This window comes from Streptomyces sp. SYP-A7185 (assembly GCF_046103685.1).
GTDB lineage: Bacteria > Actinomycetota > Actinomycetes > Streptomycetales > Streptomycetaceae > Streptomyces.
This window is the reverse complement of record NZ_CP122310.1, coordinates 1,552,304-1,568,683: the sequence shown is the minus strand read 5'-3', so window position 1 is coordinate 1,568,683 and position 16,380 is coordinate 1,552,304. Positions and strand designations below refer to the sequence as shown.

Genomic DNA, 16,380 nt, shown 5'->3' with positions numbered 1-16,380 from the left:
AGGTTGCTGAGGCGGTGAGTCGGTGGGTGCGTGAGTCGGTGGGTTCGTGAGTCAGCGGGTCAGCGGGCCAGCGCGTCCAAGGCGGTGTCAGCGATGGTCGTCAGGGCCGCGCGATCCGCGCCGCCCTGGGCGGAGACCCGCATGCCGCCGATGACGGCGTTCAGGAAGCGGGCCAGGTCGTCCGCGTCTCGCGTGGAGGTGATGTCGCCGCCGCTCTGCCCCGCACGGATGACGGCGCTGATGGCGGCCAGCCGGGCCGAGAGGTCGCGTGCGAGCATCTCGGCGGCTGCGGGGTCGCGGCCGGCCAGCTCGACCGTCGTGTTCACGGTCAGGCACCCGATGCTGTGCTCGCCCTCGCGGCACTCGAACTCGGTGTCGATGATCCGGGCGAACAGGGCGCGGAGGCGTTCCGTCGGGGAGCGTTCGGCGTCTTCCAGGATCTTCACCTGGTCGGACGTCATGGAGTCGATGTAGCGGGCCAGGGCCCGCTGGAACAGTTCGTGTTTGCTGCTGAAGGTGTTGTAGATGCTGCTGCGGCCCAGGCCGGTGGCGTCGCACAGGTCCTGGGTCGAGGTGGCCTCGTAACCATTCGCCCAGAAGGCGCGCATCGCCGCGTCCAGGGCCCGCTCCTCGTCAAAGGTTCTCGGTCGGGCCATGTCGGTACCGTACATGTTTTGGAATGGTCGGTGCAATACGTGGTCGCAGGCGTGCCCGGCCTCACTCCTGGACCGATCCCCGCTCCCACTCCACCGCGAAGGCGCGCCCCGGGTTGACCGTCAGCATCCTCGCCACCACGCTTGCCCCCACGGCGAGTTCGAGCCGCGGACGGACTCTGCGCAGCAGATACGGCAGCCCTGGGCCGCCGTTCACCGCGCGTGCCCCGGCGGTGGTGGTGTCGCCGCCCAGGAGCAGCTGGTCCGCGAAGCCCGCCTCGACCAGGGCCTGCACGGCATCCGGCATGCGCCAGTCCGTGGCGTGGTGGGCGCGGGAAGGCCCGTCGAAGGCCAGGTGGGCCCCGGCCGCCGCGGCCTCGCGGTGAACGGTCAGATCGGGGGAGCGGTTCAGGTGGCCGAGAACCACCTTTCCGGCCGGTACCGACAACTCCCCGCACAGCAAGTCGAGTACGTCCAACGCACCCGTCCCCAGTTCCAGGTGGACGGAGATGGGCGCGCCCGTCGCGTGGTGCGCCTCGGCCGCCGCGTCCATCGTCCAGCGGGCGTGCGCGTCCAGGCCGTGGAAACCGCCCGCCACCTTGATCAACCCTGCACGCACACCAGTGCCGCCGATCCCTTGCGTCAGCTCGCGCACGAAAACGTCCGCGAGGCCCTCGGCGCGCAGCCGGGCCAGCAACTCCTGCTCGTAGTGGACTGCTTGATGCAAGCCGGTCGCCGCCACGATGCGTACGCCCGTGGCCCGGGACAGCCGGGTCAGTTCACCCGCGTGGCGGCCCATTCCAAGAGGAGTCCACTGGATGAGGCTTTCGCCGCCCGCAGCACGGAAGGCGGCGAGCTCCTCTCCGGCCAAGGTGGCTGATGAGAGCTCCTGGCCCGGGAGCTGAGGACTGGTAAGGAACAGGTGATCGTGGGCATCGCAGACGCCGAGGTCGGTGGGCGCGATATCACCGAGAACGGTACGGACCGCAGGGGCGGCCTCGCGATCGATGCGACCGGGGGCGGTACGGGCTGCGTTCACCACTGGCGCCCTTGGGGGAGGAGAGCGCGCTCCGGAGCCGAAAGGTGCAGGACCTGGAAGATCTCTCCCTCGCCCTTGGGGGATGCGTGGTCCCAGAGGGTGAAATGCACTGCCTCCCACGTGCGCGGATCGATGGCCACGGCGGCGTAGAGCGCCCCATCCTGACGCGCCAACCGTTCGGCCTCGTGGGCGAGTTCGGTGGCGAAGGCGCCCAGCGGGGTTCGGTCCGGGATGCGCATGCGGCGCCGTATCGCGGCTTTGGGGGAGGGGGTGGGAGCGGGCGCTTCAGGAAGGGGGGAGTCTGAGGAATCCGCAGGCGAGGCGAACGACGTGGAGGAGGCGGACGAGGCTGACGACGTGGACGAGGCGGTCGATGCGGACGAGGCGGATGACGCGGCCCCCTCCACGAACGCCACCCCGCCCCAATGCTGCACTTCTGGCCGCCCGAAGTCCTCCACGATGCCCTGGAACCCGGGCCCCCAGAGGAAGGAGTTCATGCCCTCGGGAGTGTTCCAGAGGTAGAACGGGGCGTACTGGTTCACGGGGGAGCCGTCGACACCGCGCTCACGGATCAGATACGCCTTGGCCCCGAGGCCCGCATAGTCGTCCAGCAGATGGCCTTTTGCGGCGACCCGGTTGCGAATGATTCCCATGTCGTAGTCGGCCGGAAGCGTTATCTCGTACTGCATCGCGTGCATGATGACCTGCTCCTTCGTGCTTTGTCCGCCCGGTGCGTCTCGAGTCCTTTGCGTCTCAAGTCCTCTACGGAGATGGAGTGGTGGCGGCGAAGAGGAGGGCGAGCAAGCCGCGCACGCCGGTGTCGAACGCCGTGGGAGACCCCGAGGCACGGGCGAGGACATAGCCGCCCTGGACGGTCGCCACGACCGTCGCCGCGATGGCCGGGGCGTCGAGCGTGGCCGCGAACTCGCCCTTGGCCTGGCCCTCTTCGACGATCCCGGCGATCCGGCCCCGCAGCCAGTCGAGCGTCTCGGTGACGGGTGCGCGCAGCTCGTCGCTCGCGACGACGTCCGGGTCCATGGTCAGCCGCCCGACCGGGCAGCCCCGCATGACGTCCCGCTCGCGCATCAGATACGCCTCGATGCGCTCGTACGCCGAACCGGTGCCGCCCAGCACGCCCTCGGCCGTGGCCTGCATCTCGTCCGCCGTGCGGCGGATCGCGGCGAGCGCCAGGTCGGGTTTGCCGCTGAAGTGGTGGTACATACTCCCCTGGCCGGCGCCCGCGTGCTGCTGGATCGCCTTGGGGCTCGTGCCGACGTAGCCGCGTTCCCACAGCAGTTCGCGCGTGGACTCGATCAGGCGCTCCGGAGTGCTCATGGATCCACTGTACATACTAGTAGGTACAGAGATCCAGACGGCGGCCTCGGCCCCCATCCGGGCAGCGCCCCCCACCCCGGGAGCAGGCCTGCCCTCGCCATGTACTCCCGCCGTGGTACGCGCACTGCCGCTGGCCGTACGACGACTCGGACCCCCTCGGAGCGCGAGTCTCAAGGCATCGCACGACACCCCGGCCGAAGCCCGGGCGCACCAACCGTCAGGCATCGCGAGGCACCGCTTTCCGAGGCACCGCTTTCCGAGGCTTCGCCTCCCGAGGCACCGCAATTCCCAGGCACCGCATCCCGAGGAGATGGACACCATGAACACCCTGGCTCACTTCGACGGCGGGCCCGGCCCGTGGATCCTGTTCTTCCCGCTCATCTGGGCGGCCGTCGTCATCGGCGGCGTCACCTTCCTGCGTCGCACCGTGTGGCGGGGGCGTCGTGCGCCGTGGCAGCGGGACGGCGGCGAGGGGAACGTACGCATCGACGAGAAGTCGCCCATCGCCGTGCTCGGCCGCCGGTTCGCGTCCGGCGAGATCGACGAGGAAGAGTACTGGCGCCGCCTGTCCGTCCTGAACGAGGAGTTCGGGCGCGCCACCAAGGGCGGTGCGGCATGACCACCGGCGCCAAAGGCACCAATGACCCCACCAGCCCCACCGGCACCACGGGCCTCACCGGTACCACCGGCGCCCGAGGTGCCACCTCCACCGTCGATGCCGCCCGCGTCACCAAGGCCGTCAAGGTCTACGGCGGCGGCGACACCGCCGTGCGGGCCCTGGACGGGGTGAGCGTCGGCTTTCCCGCCGGGCGGTTCACCGCGATCATGGGTCCGTCCGGCTCGGGCAAGTCCACCCTGATGCACTGTGCCGCGGGCCTCGACACCCTCACCTCGGGGGCCGCCCACATCGGCGACACCGAGCTGGGCGGTCTCGACGACCGGCGCCTCACGCTGCTGCGCCGGGACCGCATCGGCTTCGTCTTCCAGGCTTTCAACCTGGTACCCACCTTGACCGTGGCCGAGAACATCACGCTCCCGATGGACCTCGCCGGCAAGCGCGGTGACGGCGCGTCAGCGGAATGGATCGATGCCCTCGTCGACGTGGTGGGGCTGGGCGACCGGCTCCACCACCGGCCCGCCGAACTCTCCGGCGGGCAGCAGCAACGCGTCGCCGTGGCGCGGGCGTTCGCGGGACGGCCCGACGTCGTCTTCGCCGACGAGCCGACCGGCAACCTCGACTCGCGCTCCGGAGAGGAGGTCCTGCGCCTCCTGGGCCGCGCCGTACGGCAGATGGGCCGTACCGTCGTCATGGTCACCCACGACCCGGTCGCCGCCGCCCACGCCGACGAGGTCGTCTTCCTCGCGGACGGCCGCCTCGTCGACCGGATGGCCGACCCGACCGCCGACAAGGTCCTCGACCGGCTGAAGGCCTTCGACCCGCAGACGCCCACCGGCCCTCACCCCCGGCCCCGCACGCAACCGGAACCCCACCCCCACTCCCAGCCTCACCCCCACACCAAGGGGGCTCCTTCATGACCACCCCACCCGAACCCACCCCCGCCACCCCCACATCCACCTCCACCCCCACCACAACCTCAGCAACCACCCGCCTGAGCCTCGCCTCCCTCCGCGCGCACAAGCGCCGCTTCGCCGGTACGTTTCTCGCGGTCATGCTCAGTGTGGCCTTCCTGGCGGGCACGCTCGTCATGGGGGACACCCTGCGCGGCAGCTTCGACACGATGTTCGGCAACGCCACGAGCGGGACCCATGCCGTCGTCCGCAGCGCCGACACCGTGACCACCCCCGACGACAGCCAGGGCACCCGGCAGCCCGTGAAGACCTCGCTGGTCGAGAAGATCGAGCGGACCGACGGCGTCGCCGCCGCCGCGCCCAGCATCCAGGGCGCGGGCCAGCTCCTCGGCAAGGACGGGAAGCCCGTCGGCGGCCAAGGGCCGCCCACCCTCGCCGGGAACTGGATCGGCGACAAGGAGCTGAACGCCTACCGGTTGGCCGAGGGCCGGGCCCCCGCCGCGTCCGGCGAGGTCGTCGTCAACCGCGGTGCCGCGGAGGCCGGCGACCTGGAGGTCGGCGACACGACCACGCTGCGCACCCCCGACCCCCTCAAGGTGACGATCGTGGGCCTGGCGACCTTCGGCGGCGAAGACGGCATGGCCCAGACCACCTTCACCGGCATGACACAGGCCGACGCCGAGAAGTACCTGACGCCGAAGCCCGGCGAGGCCGCGTCCATCCAGGTGCGGGCCGGACCCGGCGTGAGCGAGCGGGAACTCGTCGACGCGCTGGAACCCGTACTGCCCAGGGGAGTTGAGGCCATCACCGGTGAGGCGTCGGCGGCGGAGAACACGGACAACGTCTCCGGGCAGTTCCTGACGCTCTTCACCGGCTTCCTGCTGGTCTTCTCCGGGGTCGCACTGCTCGTCGCCACCTTCAGCATCCACAACACCTTCGCGATCGTCGTCGCCCAGCGCACCCGTGAGAACGCCCTCCTGCGTGTGCTCGGCGCCTCGCGCCGCCAGGTCACCGCGGCCACCCTGGTCGAGGCGAGCGTGGTGGCCGTGGTCGCGTCGGTGGCCGGGCTCGCGGGCGGGATCGGGATCGCGGCCGGGCTTCAGGCGCTCTTCCCGGCCATCGGATTCCCCTTCCCCGAGGGCGATCTCGTCGTCAGCGCGCTGTCGATGCTGCTGCCGCTGGCCGTGGGCATCGTGGTCTGCCTGGGCTCCGCGCTGCTGCCCGCCGTACGCGCCGGGCGCACCGCGCCGCTGGCCGCGCTGCGTGAGACGGCGGTCGACCACTCCGGTGCCTCACGCACGCGTGCCGTCGCCGGAGCGGTCCTCGCGCTCGCCGCCGTCGGGCTCTCGCTCGCCGGCGTGCTCCTCACCCCGTCCGTGTGGCCGGCCGGAGCGGGTGCGGCGCTCGCGCTCGTCGCGTTCGTGGTGCTCGGGCCGGTCGCGTCCTCCCGTGCGGTACGGGTGATCGGCGGACCCCTGGACCGGATGCGGGGCGTCACGGGCGGGCTCGCCCGGCGCAACGCCCTGCGCAGTCCGAAGCGGACCGCGGCCACCGCGAGCGCGTTGATGATCGGTGTCGCCGTCGTCTCGCTCTTCACGGTCTTCGGTGCCTCCCTGAAGGCGACCATGGACCAGACGGTCAGCCGTTCCTTCGCGGGCGACCTCGCCATCAGCACCCCCGGTTTCGGCGCGGGCGGCAGCGGACTCAGCCCCAAGCTGGCCCCGGCGCTCGCCGAGCGGCCGGAGGTCGCGACCGCGGTCGGCCTCGGCAAGGGCGCGGCGAAGGTCGACGGGGAGGGACGCGCCCTGACGGTGACCGACCCTGGTCCCTTCGCCCGGTCCTTCGACCTGGGAAAGGTCGAAGGATCGCTGGAGGGGCTCGGCACCGACGGCATCGCGATCACCCGCGAGGAGGCCGAGAAGCAGGACCTGAAGGTCGGCTCCCGCACCGAGCTGGCCTTCGCCGACGGCAAGAAGGCGACCTTCACCGTGCGTGCGCTGTACGGCCGGTCGGAGCTCGCGGGGGACTACGTCGTCACCCGTGCGGCCTGGGCGCCGCACCGCATGCAGGATGCCGACAGTCTCGTCTCGGTCAGCTTCAAGGAGGGCGTGAGCGCGGCCGAGGGGAAGGCGGCGGTGTCCGAGGTGGCCAAGGAGTACGGCAATCCGGATGTGCAGACCCGTGGGGAGTACGCGCGGTCCGCGGCGGGCGGCATCGACATGATGCTCACGCTGGTCTACGCCCTGCTCGCGCTCGCCGTACTGATCGCCCTGCTCGGCATCGCCAACACGCTGACCCTGGCGATCCACGAACGGACCCGTGAGCTGGGCCTGTTGCGGGCCGTGGGGCAGACCAGGGCGCAGCTGCGGGCCATGGTCCGCTGGGAGTCGGTGCTGGTCGCGGCCTTCGGTACGGCCGGCGGCCTGGTGCTCGGCGGCTTCCTCGGCTGGGTGCTCGTCAAGGCCTCGGACTCCGCGACGAGCAGTGCCTTCGCGTTCGCGGTGCCGCCCGTGCAGCTCGCGGTGGTCGTCCTGGTGGGCCTGACGGCGGGAGCCCTCGCGGGTCTGCGTCCGGCGCGGCGGGCCGCACGCCTGGACGTGCTGCGTGCCATCGCCACCGAGTGACATAGGACGGCGCCGGGCCCGCGGAGCTCTTGCCGCCCGCGGGGCCTGTCACCGCCCGGTCAGCCGACAACGGCCGACCGGGCGGGAGCATGTCCGGGCGCGTGCCCGTCGGCGAGGGACTTCGGCCCGACACCCAGGTCGGCGAAGGGCCCCGCGGCGACCGCACCGCAGACCGGGTAGGTGGCCGGCAGCGCGACGGCGGACGTGGGGGCCGGGAGGGTGAACCAGACGACCTTGCCCGTGTCGCCGTGGGGGCGTACCCCCCAGCTCTCGCTGACCGCGGCGACCATGGCGAGCCCGCGGCCACACGTCGCGAAGGGCTCCGCGTCGTGCACCTCGGGAAGGCGGGGGTCGTGGTCGTGCACGGAGACCGTGAGTCGGTCGAGCAGCAGCTCGATCTCCACGGTGCACACCTTGTCCGGCTGTGCGTGCCGGTGCACGTTGGTCAGGAGCTCGGTCACACCGAGCGCGGCCTGGTCTATCAACGGATCGAGATGCCAGTAGCGCAACTGCGCCGATACGATTCTGCGGACCTGGCGGATCCGCGACGGCAGGGCTTGAAGCTCTACCGTGCAATACCTGCTTGGCTGGCTGATCACGGCTGCGACTCCCCGAATTGCGGTCCGGAAGAAGGCGACGATCGGATTCAGCAGCGGCCGCGGGGTCTGCCGGCTGCTGTTCGTAACCGGCGGGCTGGTTCGCAGCGTCATCGCCGATGAACCCAGAGTGATGTGAGACCAGAGTGACTCAGGGGGTGCGAGCGTGCAACTCGCACCGCTCCGGCCGTAGTGCGCGGACTTCTCAGGCGCGGGCCATGCGGCCCTTGGCGCTGCGGACCGCGTCGATGAACTTGCGGACCGTGGGCGGTCCTGCCTTGCCGGGCGCGGGGTCATGGTCGGCGAGAGTCAGCCGGTAGCGCGTGCCGTTCAGCTCGGCCAGGGCCCGGTCGTCGGGGGCGAACCACGGCTTGCCGGCCTTCACCGTCTGGACGGGCGCGCTGTCGATCTCGCTGCCGTAACTGGTCAGCAGCTCGAACCTGCCGTCGGTGATACGGATTTGGCCCGCCCGGGTGAGGGAGCGCAACCGTCGTCCGATCCGCACGCCTGTGGCCGTGAACTCCGGCTCCGCCATGACGTTCCGCCCCCTTGAGCGCTTCGGTGTGTCGTTCCGTACGGGACCGCTTTCCCGTGCGGTGCAGTCTGCACGCACCTGAGGTCGAGCACCAGTGCGTATGAAGACGTGGTCATAAGTGGACGCGGCCCCCTTACCAGTGTGCCGTGGTGCGGTGCCGGTCGGCTGCGCCAGGTGTTCCTTTGAGGTGCTCAAAGGTGTGTTTATGCAGGTGAGAAGCGTGCGGAAGGTGCCTATGATCGAGGTGTCCGGCCCGCTCGGAGCGCGGCCAGGTTGACGCCAAGGAGCCGCGCGGTGAGCACCACACAGCAGGATCAAGCCGAGGAGCCGATGACCACGCTCGACGTGGACCGCAGCGACGCGGAGTACCGCGCGTGGCTCAAAGAAGCCGTACGCAAGGTGCAGGCCGACGCCAACCGCTCCGCCGACACGCATCTGCTGCGCTTTCCGCTGCCGGAGCACTGGGGCATCGACCTGTACCTCAAGGACGAGTCGACCCATCCGACCGGCAGCCTCAAGCACCGCCTCGCCCGCTCGCTCTTCCTCTACGGCCTCTGCAACGGCTGGATCCGGCCAGGACGCCCCGTCATCGAGGCCTCCAGCGGCTCGACAGCCGTCTCCGAGGCGTACTTCGCCGGTCTGATCGGGGTGCCCTTCATCGCGGTGATGCCTCGCACGACCAGCGCCGAGAAGTGCCGACTGATCGAATTCCATGGCGGCCAGTGCCACTTCGTGGACGACTCGCGCACGATGTACGCAGAGTCCGCCGCTCTCGCCGCCGAGACCGGCGGGCACTACATGGACCAGTTCACCTACGCGGAACGCGCGACGGACTGGCGGGGCAACAACAACATCGCCGAGTCGATCTACCAGCAGATGCGTCTGGAGCGCTATCCGGAGCCCGCGTGGATCGTCGCCACGGCGGGCACCGGCGGCACCTCGGCGACCATCGCCCGCTACGTCCACTACATGCAGTACGACACCCGCCTGTGTGTCGCCGACCCCGAGAACTCGTGCTTCTTCGACGGCTGGACCCACCACGACCCCGACGCCACCAGCGACTGCGGCTCCCGTATCGAGGGCATCGGCAGGCCGCGAATGGAGCCGAGCTTCGTGCCCGGCGCGATCGACCGCATGATGAAGGTGCCGGACGCGGCGAGCGTCGCCGCCGTACGCGCTCTGGAGCAGGCGATCGGCCGCAAGGCGGGCGGCTCCACCGGCACCGGCCTGTGGAGCTCGCTGAAGATCGTCGCCGAGATGGTGGCCGAGGGCCGCACGGGCAGTGTCGTCACGCTCCTGTGCGACCCGGGCGACCGGTATCTGGACAAGTACTACTCGGACGCGTGGCTGGCCGAACAGGGTATGGACATCACGCCCTACGCGACCGCCATCAAGTCGCTGCTCGCGAACGGCACCTGGACCTAGGCGGCCCTGACGGCCCGCCCGCTGTCCCGCTCGGCGCCCCGCCCGCGTTCGCGTCCGGGCTCAGGCGTCGGCCGTGGTCAGGCGACGGTCGAGGGCCGTCACCGCGTCACGGAAGGAGCGGCCCAGGCCCGAGCGGCCGACGCTCAGGGCCAGGCGGAAGGGGGCGGTGCCGTCCGCGGCGAACGTCCACCGCACGCGGGTGCCGGTCCCGGCCGGGGTCAGCCGCCACTCCTCCAGGAGGGCACGCAGCCCCGGGGCGTTCGACTCGTCGACGCGGTAGGCGTACCGCTCCGACGGTTCGGCGGCGACGATCGTCTCCCAGAAGCGCGTGCCGCCCTTGAGCCGGACCTCACGGCCTTTGGTGCCGTCCGCGCCCTCGGTGGGACGGCACAGCGTGACCGCGGTGAACCACGCGGGCCAGTTGGCCACGTCCTCGGCGAGCGCGCGGTACACCGCGTCCGGCGAGGCGCTCACCTCGCGGGCGAAGACCAGCCGCAGGGGAGCGGACTCGGCGAACTCCAGCCCCACGGGCCTCAGTCGGCGTGCCATCGAACGCAGCCCCCAGCGGTATCGGGTCGTTGACCGGACACCGTCACCATAGCTGGCGGACCGTCAGATGTCTGCGGTGCTCCCGGCGTTGCCCGCGCGCACGACGCTCTCCTCGGGCTCGCCCCGCTCGTCGGGGCCCGGCTCCTCGGGCCGGCCCGTCACCACCAGGCGCCGCAGATGCTCGGAGATCTCCGTGCGCGCCTCCGCGGGCAGGCCCGCGTCCGTCACGAGCGTGTCGACCTGCGCCAGGCTGGCGAACGAACTCAGGCCCACCGTGCCCCACTTGGTGTGGTCGGCCACCACGATGACCCGGCGCGCCGACTGCACCAGACGCCGGTTGGTCTCGGCCTCCGCGAGGTTCGGCGTGGAGAGCCCGGCCTCCGCCGATATGCCGTGCACACCCAGGAAGAGCACGTCGAAGTGCAGCGCGCCGATCGCCTGGTCGGCGACCGGCCCCACCAGCGAGTCCGAGGGAGTGCGCACCCCGCCCGTCAGGACGACCGTGGCCGCGCCCTGGCGCTGGCCCGAGGTGCGCTGCGCGGAGTGGAAGACGTCCGCGACCCGCACGGAGTTCGTCACCACCGTCAGGTCCGGCACGTCCAGGAGGTGGTGGGCCAGTGCGTACGTCGTCGTGCCGCCGGAGAGCGCGATCGCCGTGCCCGGCGCCACCAGGGAGGCCGCGGTGCGCGCGATGTCCTCCTTGGCGGTCAGCTCCAGGCCCGACTTGGCCTCGAACCCCGGCTCGTGCGTGCTCGCCTCGACCACCGGGACGGCGCCGCCGTGCACCTTCTCCAGGACACCCTGGCGGGCGAGGGCGTCGAGATCGCGGCGGACGGTCATGTCCGACACACCCAGCTTGCGGGTCAGTTCATTGACCCGGACCCCGCCCCGGCGGCGTACCTCGTCGAGGATGAGGGCGCGGCGCTGCTCCGCGAGGAGGTTCTGATTCTCGCTCACGTCCGTCCCGGCCCTTCTGCCTCGTCACACCCGTCGCGCCCGTCCATCGCGCTGCCTCATCCTCGCATGCGCCGCCGACAGGCGGCCCACCGCCCGAATCCGCGTGCTCACCCGGAACGGGGAGATTACGTGAGGGGAGGTGTGGACGGGGTCAGGAACGGAGATCCTTGTGGCCTGACCACGCGCACATCGGGGGAAGCGAACGGTGGCAGCTGACCACAGAGAAGAGACGGCTCTCGAACTCCTCGTCCACGGAGTGGGGGGCACCACGCCCGAGCAGATGCTGGGCGATCCCAGGACCGTGCGGATCTCCGGCGACGAGACGGCGGCCGTGTTCCGCCGCACCGAGGACGCCGACGCCGAGCAGCGCCCGGACGACTACCGCGGCAAGCCGGTCCCGGAGGCGTACGTCTGGTGCAATCTGACCTCCGGGAACGGCTCGCGGGCGCTCTGGCTCCTGCTGCTGCCGTTCATGGTCGTCAACCTCGCGCACTGGATGCGGCCCACTTCGCGGCGCAGGCGCGGAGCCGTGCGGATGTACGGCCTGCTGGTGCGCCTGACCGGGCTCAGCCTCACCGTCCTGCTCGTCGCCGCCGCCTGCGAGGTCGCCATCGACCTCACGGCCTGGCAGTGCGCGGGCACCCCCGCGTGCGCGGCCGACCGCTCCTGGCTGGGCTTCCTGGCGGCCGACGCCTCCGGGGGCGGCGGCTGGTGGAGCCAGCCCGGCCGTCGCCTCGCCTTCGCCGCCGTGCTGCCCGCCGCCCTCACCGGCCTGCTCTGGTACCTCTCCCAGCGCACCTGGAGCGCGTACGAGTCCCAGACCCCGCTGCCCCACCAGGCCGACCCGGAGGAGGAGGCCGGACGCACCGCGCTCGGCAAGCCCGGGTTCTGGTACGGGCGCCGGCTGGTGGCCCGGCTGCGGGCCGCGCACACGGCCGCCGGTTTCCTCACGGTGGCCGCCGCGGTCGGCGCCGCGGCCACCCGCCACGACCGGCGCCCGGGCGGGCCCGCGCTCCTTGACGCCCTCGGCTGGATCCTCGACGTGACGCTGGTCCTGGGCGGCGCTCTGGTCGTCCTGGTGGTCTGGCGCAGGGGCCGCAGCGAGAACAAGCTCGACCGGCACCTCGACGAGAGGCTGATCCGCGGGCTGCCCCTGGGCGCGCTCGCCTTGCTCGTCCTGACGCTCCTGTACGCCGGGTGGTCACGCCCCGACTGGACCTCCGAGGGCAGGCTCCCGGGCAACGCGACTTTCGGCGGCATCGCCCTGGTGCAGGGGCTCCTGGTCGTCGCGCTCGCGGTGGTCGCCCGCCTTCTGTACCGCACGGCACCCGACTCGCGCACCGCCCTGCGGGGTTTCGCGGGCCCGGCTGTCGCGATGCTGGCCTGCGCGCTGGGCGGGGTGATGTCGGGAGGCGGCGCCCAGCGCGTCGCCGACTGGCTGGACGGCGCGGGGGAGCCCGGCTCCGGCGGCACCATCGACGGCCCGCCCGTGCTCCTGACCTGGCAGGCTTCCGTCATCCCGCCCCTCCTGGTGGTCCTGGCGGCGCTCTGCGGCTGGCTGGGCGTCCGCACCTGGCGGCGGGCCCGCCGCGAGCGGGAGACCATCCCGCTCGAATACCCGGGCGAGCCCAAGGACACGGCCCGCAGCCGGCGCATCGCCGGGACGCGCGCGCGTGCCGCCCTCACCGACCGGGCCCCGCTTTTGGTGGGCATCACCTCGGCGGTGACGCTGCTGCTCGGCGCGGGGGCGCTCGTCGGCGCCTGGGTGAGCGAGAAGGTGCCGAGCGAGGCCGCGCAGGGGCTGCCGCTCTTCCTCGAAGGAGCGGTCGAGACCTCCCAGGCGCTCGGCTCCTGGCTCATCGGCTTCGGTTTCATACTGTTCGTGACGTGGGGCCGGCGCGCCTACCGCGATCCCTCCGCGCGGCGCACCATCGGCATCCTGTGGGACGTCGGCACGTTCTGGCCGCGCGCCGCCCACCCCTTCGCCCCGCCCTGCTACGCCGAGCGTGCCGTCCCCGACCTCACCTGGCGCATGCACACCTGGACCCGCGCGACGCGCGCCACGGGGGGCCGGCTCGTCATCTCCGGGCACTCGCAGGGCAGCGTCCTGGCCGCCGCGGCCGCCTGGCAGCTGTGGCCCTCCGTGCGCAAGCGGGTCGCCCTGCTCACGTACGGCTCACCGCTGGAGCGCCTCTACGGACGCTGGTTCCCGGCGCACTTCGGACCGGCCGCCCTCGGCTCGCTGCACCGCGAGGTCGACTGCTGGCGCAACCTGTACCGCACCACGGATCCCATCGGCGGCCCCGTGCGGGTCGTCCCGGACGACGGCGGGCCCCAGGTCGACCACGAGGCCCTCAAGGACCCCCTGGTCTACGGCCGCACGGAGCAACACCCGCTGCCCGCACCGATCCTGGGCCACTCCGACTACCAGGCCGACCCCGCCTTCGCCGAGGAGCGCGCCCGGCTGCTGGCCCGGCTCAAGCCCGCCGTGCCCGCCCCGCGCCCGCAGGGCACGCAGACCGCCCAGGCCGCTCAGGCCGCCGCGACGGTCACGGCAGCTCCGGCAGATCCTCCGGATACAGCAGGGTGAGGTCGTCCGTGCTCGGCTCCTCGAACTGGGCGACGCGCCCCGCGTGCCGCTCCACCATCGCCTCGAACGTCTGGCGCGCGGTGCGGCCGTTGCCGAACGCCGGGCCCTTGGGAAGCGCCGTGAAGTACTTCAGGAGGGCCTCGCCCGTCCCCGTGTCCAGGCGGTACTCATGCTCCTCGGCCTGCTGCTCGACGATCCGCAGCAGCTCCTCGGGCGCGTAGTCGCCGAAGGTGATGGTGCGTGAGAAACGGGACGCCACACCGGGGTTGACCGACAAGAAGCGCTCCATCTCCACGGTGTAGCCCGCGACGATCACCACCACCGCCTCGCGGTGGTCCTCCATCAGCTTCACCAGCGTGTCGATGGCTTCCCGGCCGAAGTCGCGCCCGGAGTCCTCGGGCGAGAGCGCGTACGCCTCGTCGATGAACAGCACGCCGCCGCGCGCCCGGTCGAACGCCTCCTGGGTGCGGATCGCCGTCGACCCGATGTGCTCGCCCACCAGGTCGACGCGCGACACCTCGACGAGGTGCCCGCTCTCCAGGACGCCGAGCGACGCAAGGATCTCGCCGTAGAGCCGGGCCACGGTCGTCTTGCCGGTGCCGGGGGAGCCGGTGAACACCAGATGGCGGCGCGCCGAGGCCGCCTTGAGACCGGCCAGCTGCCGGCGCCGCCCGACCTCGATCATGTCGGTGAGGGCGCGCACCTCGCGCTTGACGCTCTCCAGGCCCACCAGCTTGTCGAGTTCCCCGAGGACGTCCTTCGACGAGCGGGAGGGTGTCTCGGGGGCCGCGGGCTTCGCGGGCTCCGGGTCCGTGCGCTGTCCGGGGATCGTGCCGAGCAGCCCCACGGTCTGCTGGGCCGTCTGCGGGGCGGCCTCCCGCGCGGTGGCGGTCGCGGTCCGCACCCCGCCGCTCTCGTCGCTGGTGCAGTCCTCCACGAGCGGGCCGTCCTCGGCGAACTCGAAGCCGCCGCGCGCGCACCGCTCCGTGCGGCATTTCTTCAAGGTCGTACGGCAGCCGTCGATGACGTGGAAGCCGTACCCGCCGCTGTCGTTCACGCGGCAGCCCTGGAGGCTGCCGCGGCCGCCCGCCGAGACGTAGAAACCGGCCTCCGCGGGCGAGGTGACCGTGCAGCGCTCGATGGTGGGGTCGGCGCCCTTGGTGACGATCACGCCCGTCTGGACGCCGTCGACCGTGCAGTTGGCCAGGGTGCCGCCGCTGCCGTGGTCGCGGAACCACGCGCCGGTGGCGGCGTCGCGGATGCGGCAGTCGTCCAGCTGCGCCGTCGCGCCGTCGCTCACGGACACCGCCGTGTTGCGCACCTGGGAGAGATCGCTGTCGACGACGTCGGCGCGTGAGCCGCGGTCCAGGACGAACAGCGCGTCCGGCACGTCGTGCACCCGGCAGGACTCCAGGACGACCGTCGCGCCGTCGCTGACCCACACCGCGGGGTAGTCGCCCGTGCTGTCGTGGATCTCGCACTGGTTGGCGTCCACGCGGGTGCCCGGGTCCCACACCGACAGGCCGTTGCGCCCGAACTGCCGCACGGTGGACCGGGTCAGCGTCAGGACCGAACGGGACCGCAGGTCGATCGCGTTCTCCGGGATGTCGTGGATGCGGCAGTCGGCCAGCGTCAGGACGGCGTCCGTGTCGAGCGTGACGCCGTCCGACGTCGTGCGGTGCACGTCGCAGTCCGTCAGATGCGCCACCGCCCGTCCGGTGATCTGCACGCCCGAGCCCTTGACCTCGTACACCTCGCAGCCGATCGCCTCGAGACCGGAGTGCTCCCCGGTCACCGAGAGGCCCGCGCCGGACGCGTGGTGCACCCGGCAGCGCTCCAGGCGGGGGTGCGCGCCGCCGCGCACGGCGACGCCCGACTGCCCGGCCGCGACGACCTCGCACTCCTCGAAGACACCGCCCCCGCCGTCGAGCACGGCGATGCCGATGCCGCCGGGGTTGTCGACCGTGCAGCGGCGCACGGTCGGGCGTGCTCCGCCGCGCACCTCGATGCCGGTCGCGGAACGCGTCACCACGCGGACGTCGACGAGTTCGGGTGCCCCGTCCTCGACGAGCAGCGCGGGCGCGGCCGAGTCCTGCCCCTCGACGTGCAGGTCCTGCACCACGGCCGACGAGCGGACGGTGAGCGGCACCCCGTCGGCGGGTGCGATGCGGACGGAGCCGTGGGAGCCCTCGGGGCCGCGCAGCGTCACCGCCCGCTGGACGACGAGATTCTCGCGGTACGTGCCGGGGGCGATGGTGAGGACGTCCCCGTCGCTCGCGGCCTCCAAGGCGGCAGCGAGCGATGCGTACTCACCCGTGCGGCGCCGCCACCGCGAGGTGCCGGTGTGCGTCACCTGGACCGTGCCCTGTGCCATGGAGTTGCTCTGCCCCCACCTTGTCGTACGCGGGACCTCACGACCTCGCGCAAGGCGCCGAAGAGTTCGGCCGGTCCACCGTAGCGCGCGCGGCGAGGGCGAGTTGACCCGATCGCCAGGCTCTCACCTGGTCATCGCCGCTCTCTTACCGGCCCGGCCGGGCCCGGTGGGCC

At 72.0% G+C, this 16,380-nt stretch carries 15 protein-coding genes; 6 read left to right on the top strand and 9 right to left on the bottom strand.

Going from position 1 to position 16,380, the window contains the following annotated elements; all coding sequences use genetic code 11:
- Nucleotides 1–59 precede the first annotated feature (59 nt).
- The 4 genes from QBL25_RS06685 to QBL25_RS06670 form a co-directional block, all read right to left on the bottom strand.
- Complete coding sequence (locus QBL25_RS06685) at nucleotides 60–656, bottom strand: TetR/AcrR family transcriptional regulator (RefSeq protein WP_409056064.1); 597 nt, start codon at nucleotides 654–656, stop codon at nucleotides 60–62.
- A gap of 61 nt (nucleotides 657–717) precedes the next feature.
- Nucleotides 718–1,662 carry a phosphotriesterase gene (locus QBL25_RS06680; RefSeq protein ID WP_409062571.1) on the bottom strand — a complete coding sequence of 315 codons (945 nt, stop codon included), beginning with the start codon at nucleotides 1,660–1,662 and terminating at the stop codon, nucleotides 718–720.
- 26 nt (nucleotides 1,663–1,688) lie between these two features.
- Nucleotides 1,689–2,390 (bottom strand): DUF4865 family protein, encoded by a 702-nt coding sequence (locus tag QBL25_RS06675; protein WP_409056063.1) that lies wholly within the window; start codon nucleotides 2,388–2,390, stop codon nucleotides 1,689–1,691.
- Nucleotides 2,391–2,454: 64 nt separating this feature from the next.
- On the bottom strand, nucleotides 2,455–3,027 hold the full coding sequence (locus QBL25_RS06670; protein WP_409056062.1) for a TetR/AcrR family transcriptional regulator: 573 nt from the start codon (nucleotides 3,025–3,027) through the stop codon (nucleotides 2,455–2,457).
- A gap of 319 nt (nucleotides 3,028–3,346) precedes the next feature.
- On the opposite strand from QBL25_RS06670, the gene QBL25_RS06665 reads away from it, so the two are divergent.
- From QBL25_RS06665 to QBL25_RS06655, 3 genes are read left to right on the top strand one after another with little or no spacing between them, the layout of a single operon-like run.
- The gene (locus QBL25_RS06665; protein WP_409056061.1) at nucleotides 3,347–3,646 is read left to right on the top strand and encodes an SHOCT domain-containing protein; all 300 of its coding nucleotides are present in this window, start codon (nucleotides 3,347–3,349) and stop codon (nucleotides 3,644–3,646) included.
- Nucleotides 3,643–4,563 (top strand): ABC transporter ATP-binding protein, encoded by a 921-nt coding sequence (locus QBL25_RS06660; RefSeq protein WP_409056060.1) that lies wholly within the window; start codon nucleotides 3,643–3,645, stop codon nucleotides 4,561–4,563. Before QBL25_RS06665 ends, QBL25_RS06660 begins: the two co-directional genes overlap by 4 nt.
- A complete protein-coding gene (locus QBL25_RS06655; protein WP_409056059.1) occupies nucleotides 4,560–7,181 on the top strand; it encodes an ABC transporter permease in 2,622 nt (873 codons plus the stop codon). Before QBL25_RS06660 ends, QBL25_RS06655 begins: the two co-directional genes overlap by 4 nt.
- A 59-nt stretch (nucleotides 7,182–7,240) precedes the next feature.
- Here the strand turns inward: QBL25_RS06655 and QBL25_RS06650 are convergent, their stop codons facing one another.
- Entirely contained in the window at nucleotides 7,241–7,780 is a 540-nt protein-coding gene (locus tag QBL25_RS06650) for an ATP-binding protein (RefSeq protein ID WP_409056058.1), read from the bottom strand.
- On the opposite strand from QBL25_RS06650, the gene QBL25_RS06645 reads away from it, so the two are divergent.
- A complete protein-coding gene (locus QBL25_RS06645) occupies nucleotides 7,752–7,916 on the top strand; it encodes a hypothetical protein (RefSeq protein WP_409062971.1) in 165 nt (54 codons plus the stop codon). The genes QBL25_RS06650 and QBL25_RS06645 overlap by 29 nt on opposite strands.
- A 66-nt stretch (nucleotides 7,917–7,982) precedes the next feature.
- Here QBL25_RS06645 and QBL25_RS06640 read toward each other — a convergent pair whose 3' ends face one another.
- Entirely contained in the window at nucleotides 7,983–8,312 is a 330-nt protein-coding gene (locus QBL25_RS06640) for a hypothetical protein (protein WP_409056057.1), read from the bottom strand.
- 330 nt (nucleotides 8,313–8,642) lie between these two features.
- On the opposite strand from QBL25_RS06640, the gene QBL25_RS06635 reads away from it, so the two are divergent.
- The gene (locus QBL25_RS06635) at nucleotides 8,643–9,737 is read left to right on the top strand and encodes a PLP-dependent cysteine synthase family protein (RefSeq protein ID WP_409062570.1); all 1,095 of its coding nucleotides are present in this window, start codon (nucleotides 8,643–8,645) and stop codon (nucleotides 9,735–9,737) included.
- A gap of 60 nt (nucleotides 9,738–9,797) precedes the next feature.
- Here the strand turns inward: QBL25_RS06635 and QBL25_RS06630 are convergent, their stop codons facing one another.
- Together QBL25_RS06630 and QBL25_RS06625 are read right to left on the bottom strand one after the other, a co-directional pair.
- Nucleotides 9,798–10,286 (bottom strand): SRPBCC family protein, encoded by a 489-nt coding sequence (locus QBL25_RS06630; RefSeq protein WP_409056056.1) that lies wholly within the window; start codon nucleotides 10,284–10,286, stop codon nucleotides 9,798–9,800.
- 63 nt (nucleotides 10,287–10,349) lie between these two features.
- Nucleotides 10,350–11,243, bottom strand: coding sequence for a DeoR/GlpR family DNA-binding transcription regulator (locus QBL25_RS06625; RefSeq protein WP_409056055.1), 894 nt, complete (start codon nucleotides 11,241–11,243; stop codon nucleotides 10,350–10,352).
- A gap of 205 nt (nucleotides 11,244–11,448) precedes the next feature.
- Between QBL25_RS06625 and QBL25_RS06620 the strand changes: the two genes are divergently transcribed.
- Nucleotides 11,449–13,833 (top strand): hypothetical protein, encoded by a 2,385-nt coding sequence (locus tag QBL25_RS06620; protein WP_409056054.1) that lies wholly within the window; start codon nucleotides 11,449–11,451, stop codon nucleotides 13,831–13,833.
- Here QBL25_RS06620 and QBL25_RS06615 read toward each other — a convergent pair.
- Nucleotides 13,793–16,207: a right-handed parallel beta-helix repeat-containing protein gene (locus tag QBL25_RS06615; protein ID WP_409056053.1), complete on the bottom strand. Its 2,415-nt coding sequence runs from the start codon at nucleotides 16,205–16,207 to the stop codon at nucleotides 13,793–13,795. The two genes, QBL25_RS06620 and QBL25_RS06615, sit on opposite strands and share 41 nt — an antisense overlap.
- Nucleotides 16,208–16,380: the final 173 nt, after the last annotated feature.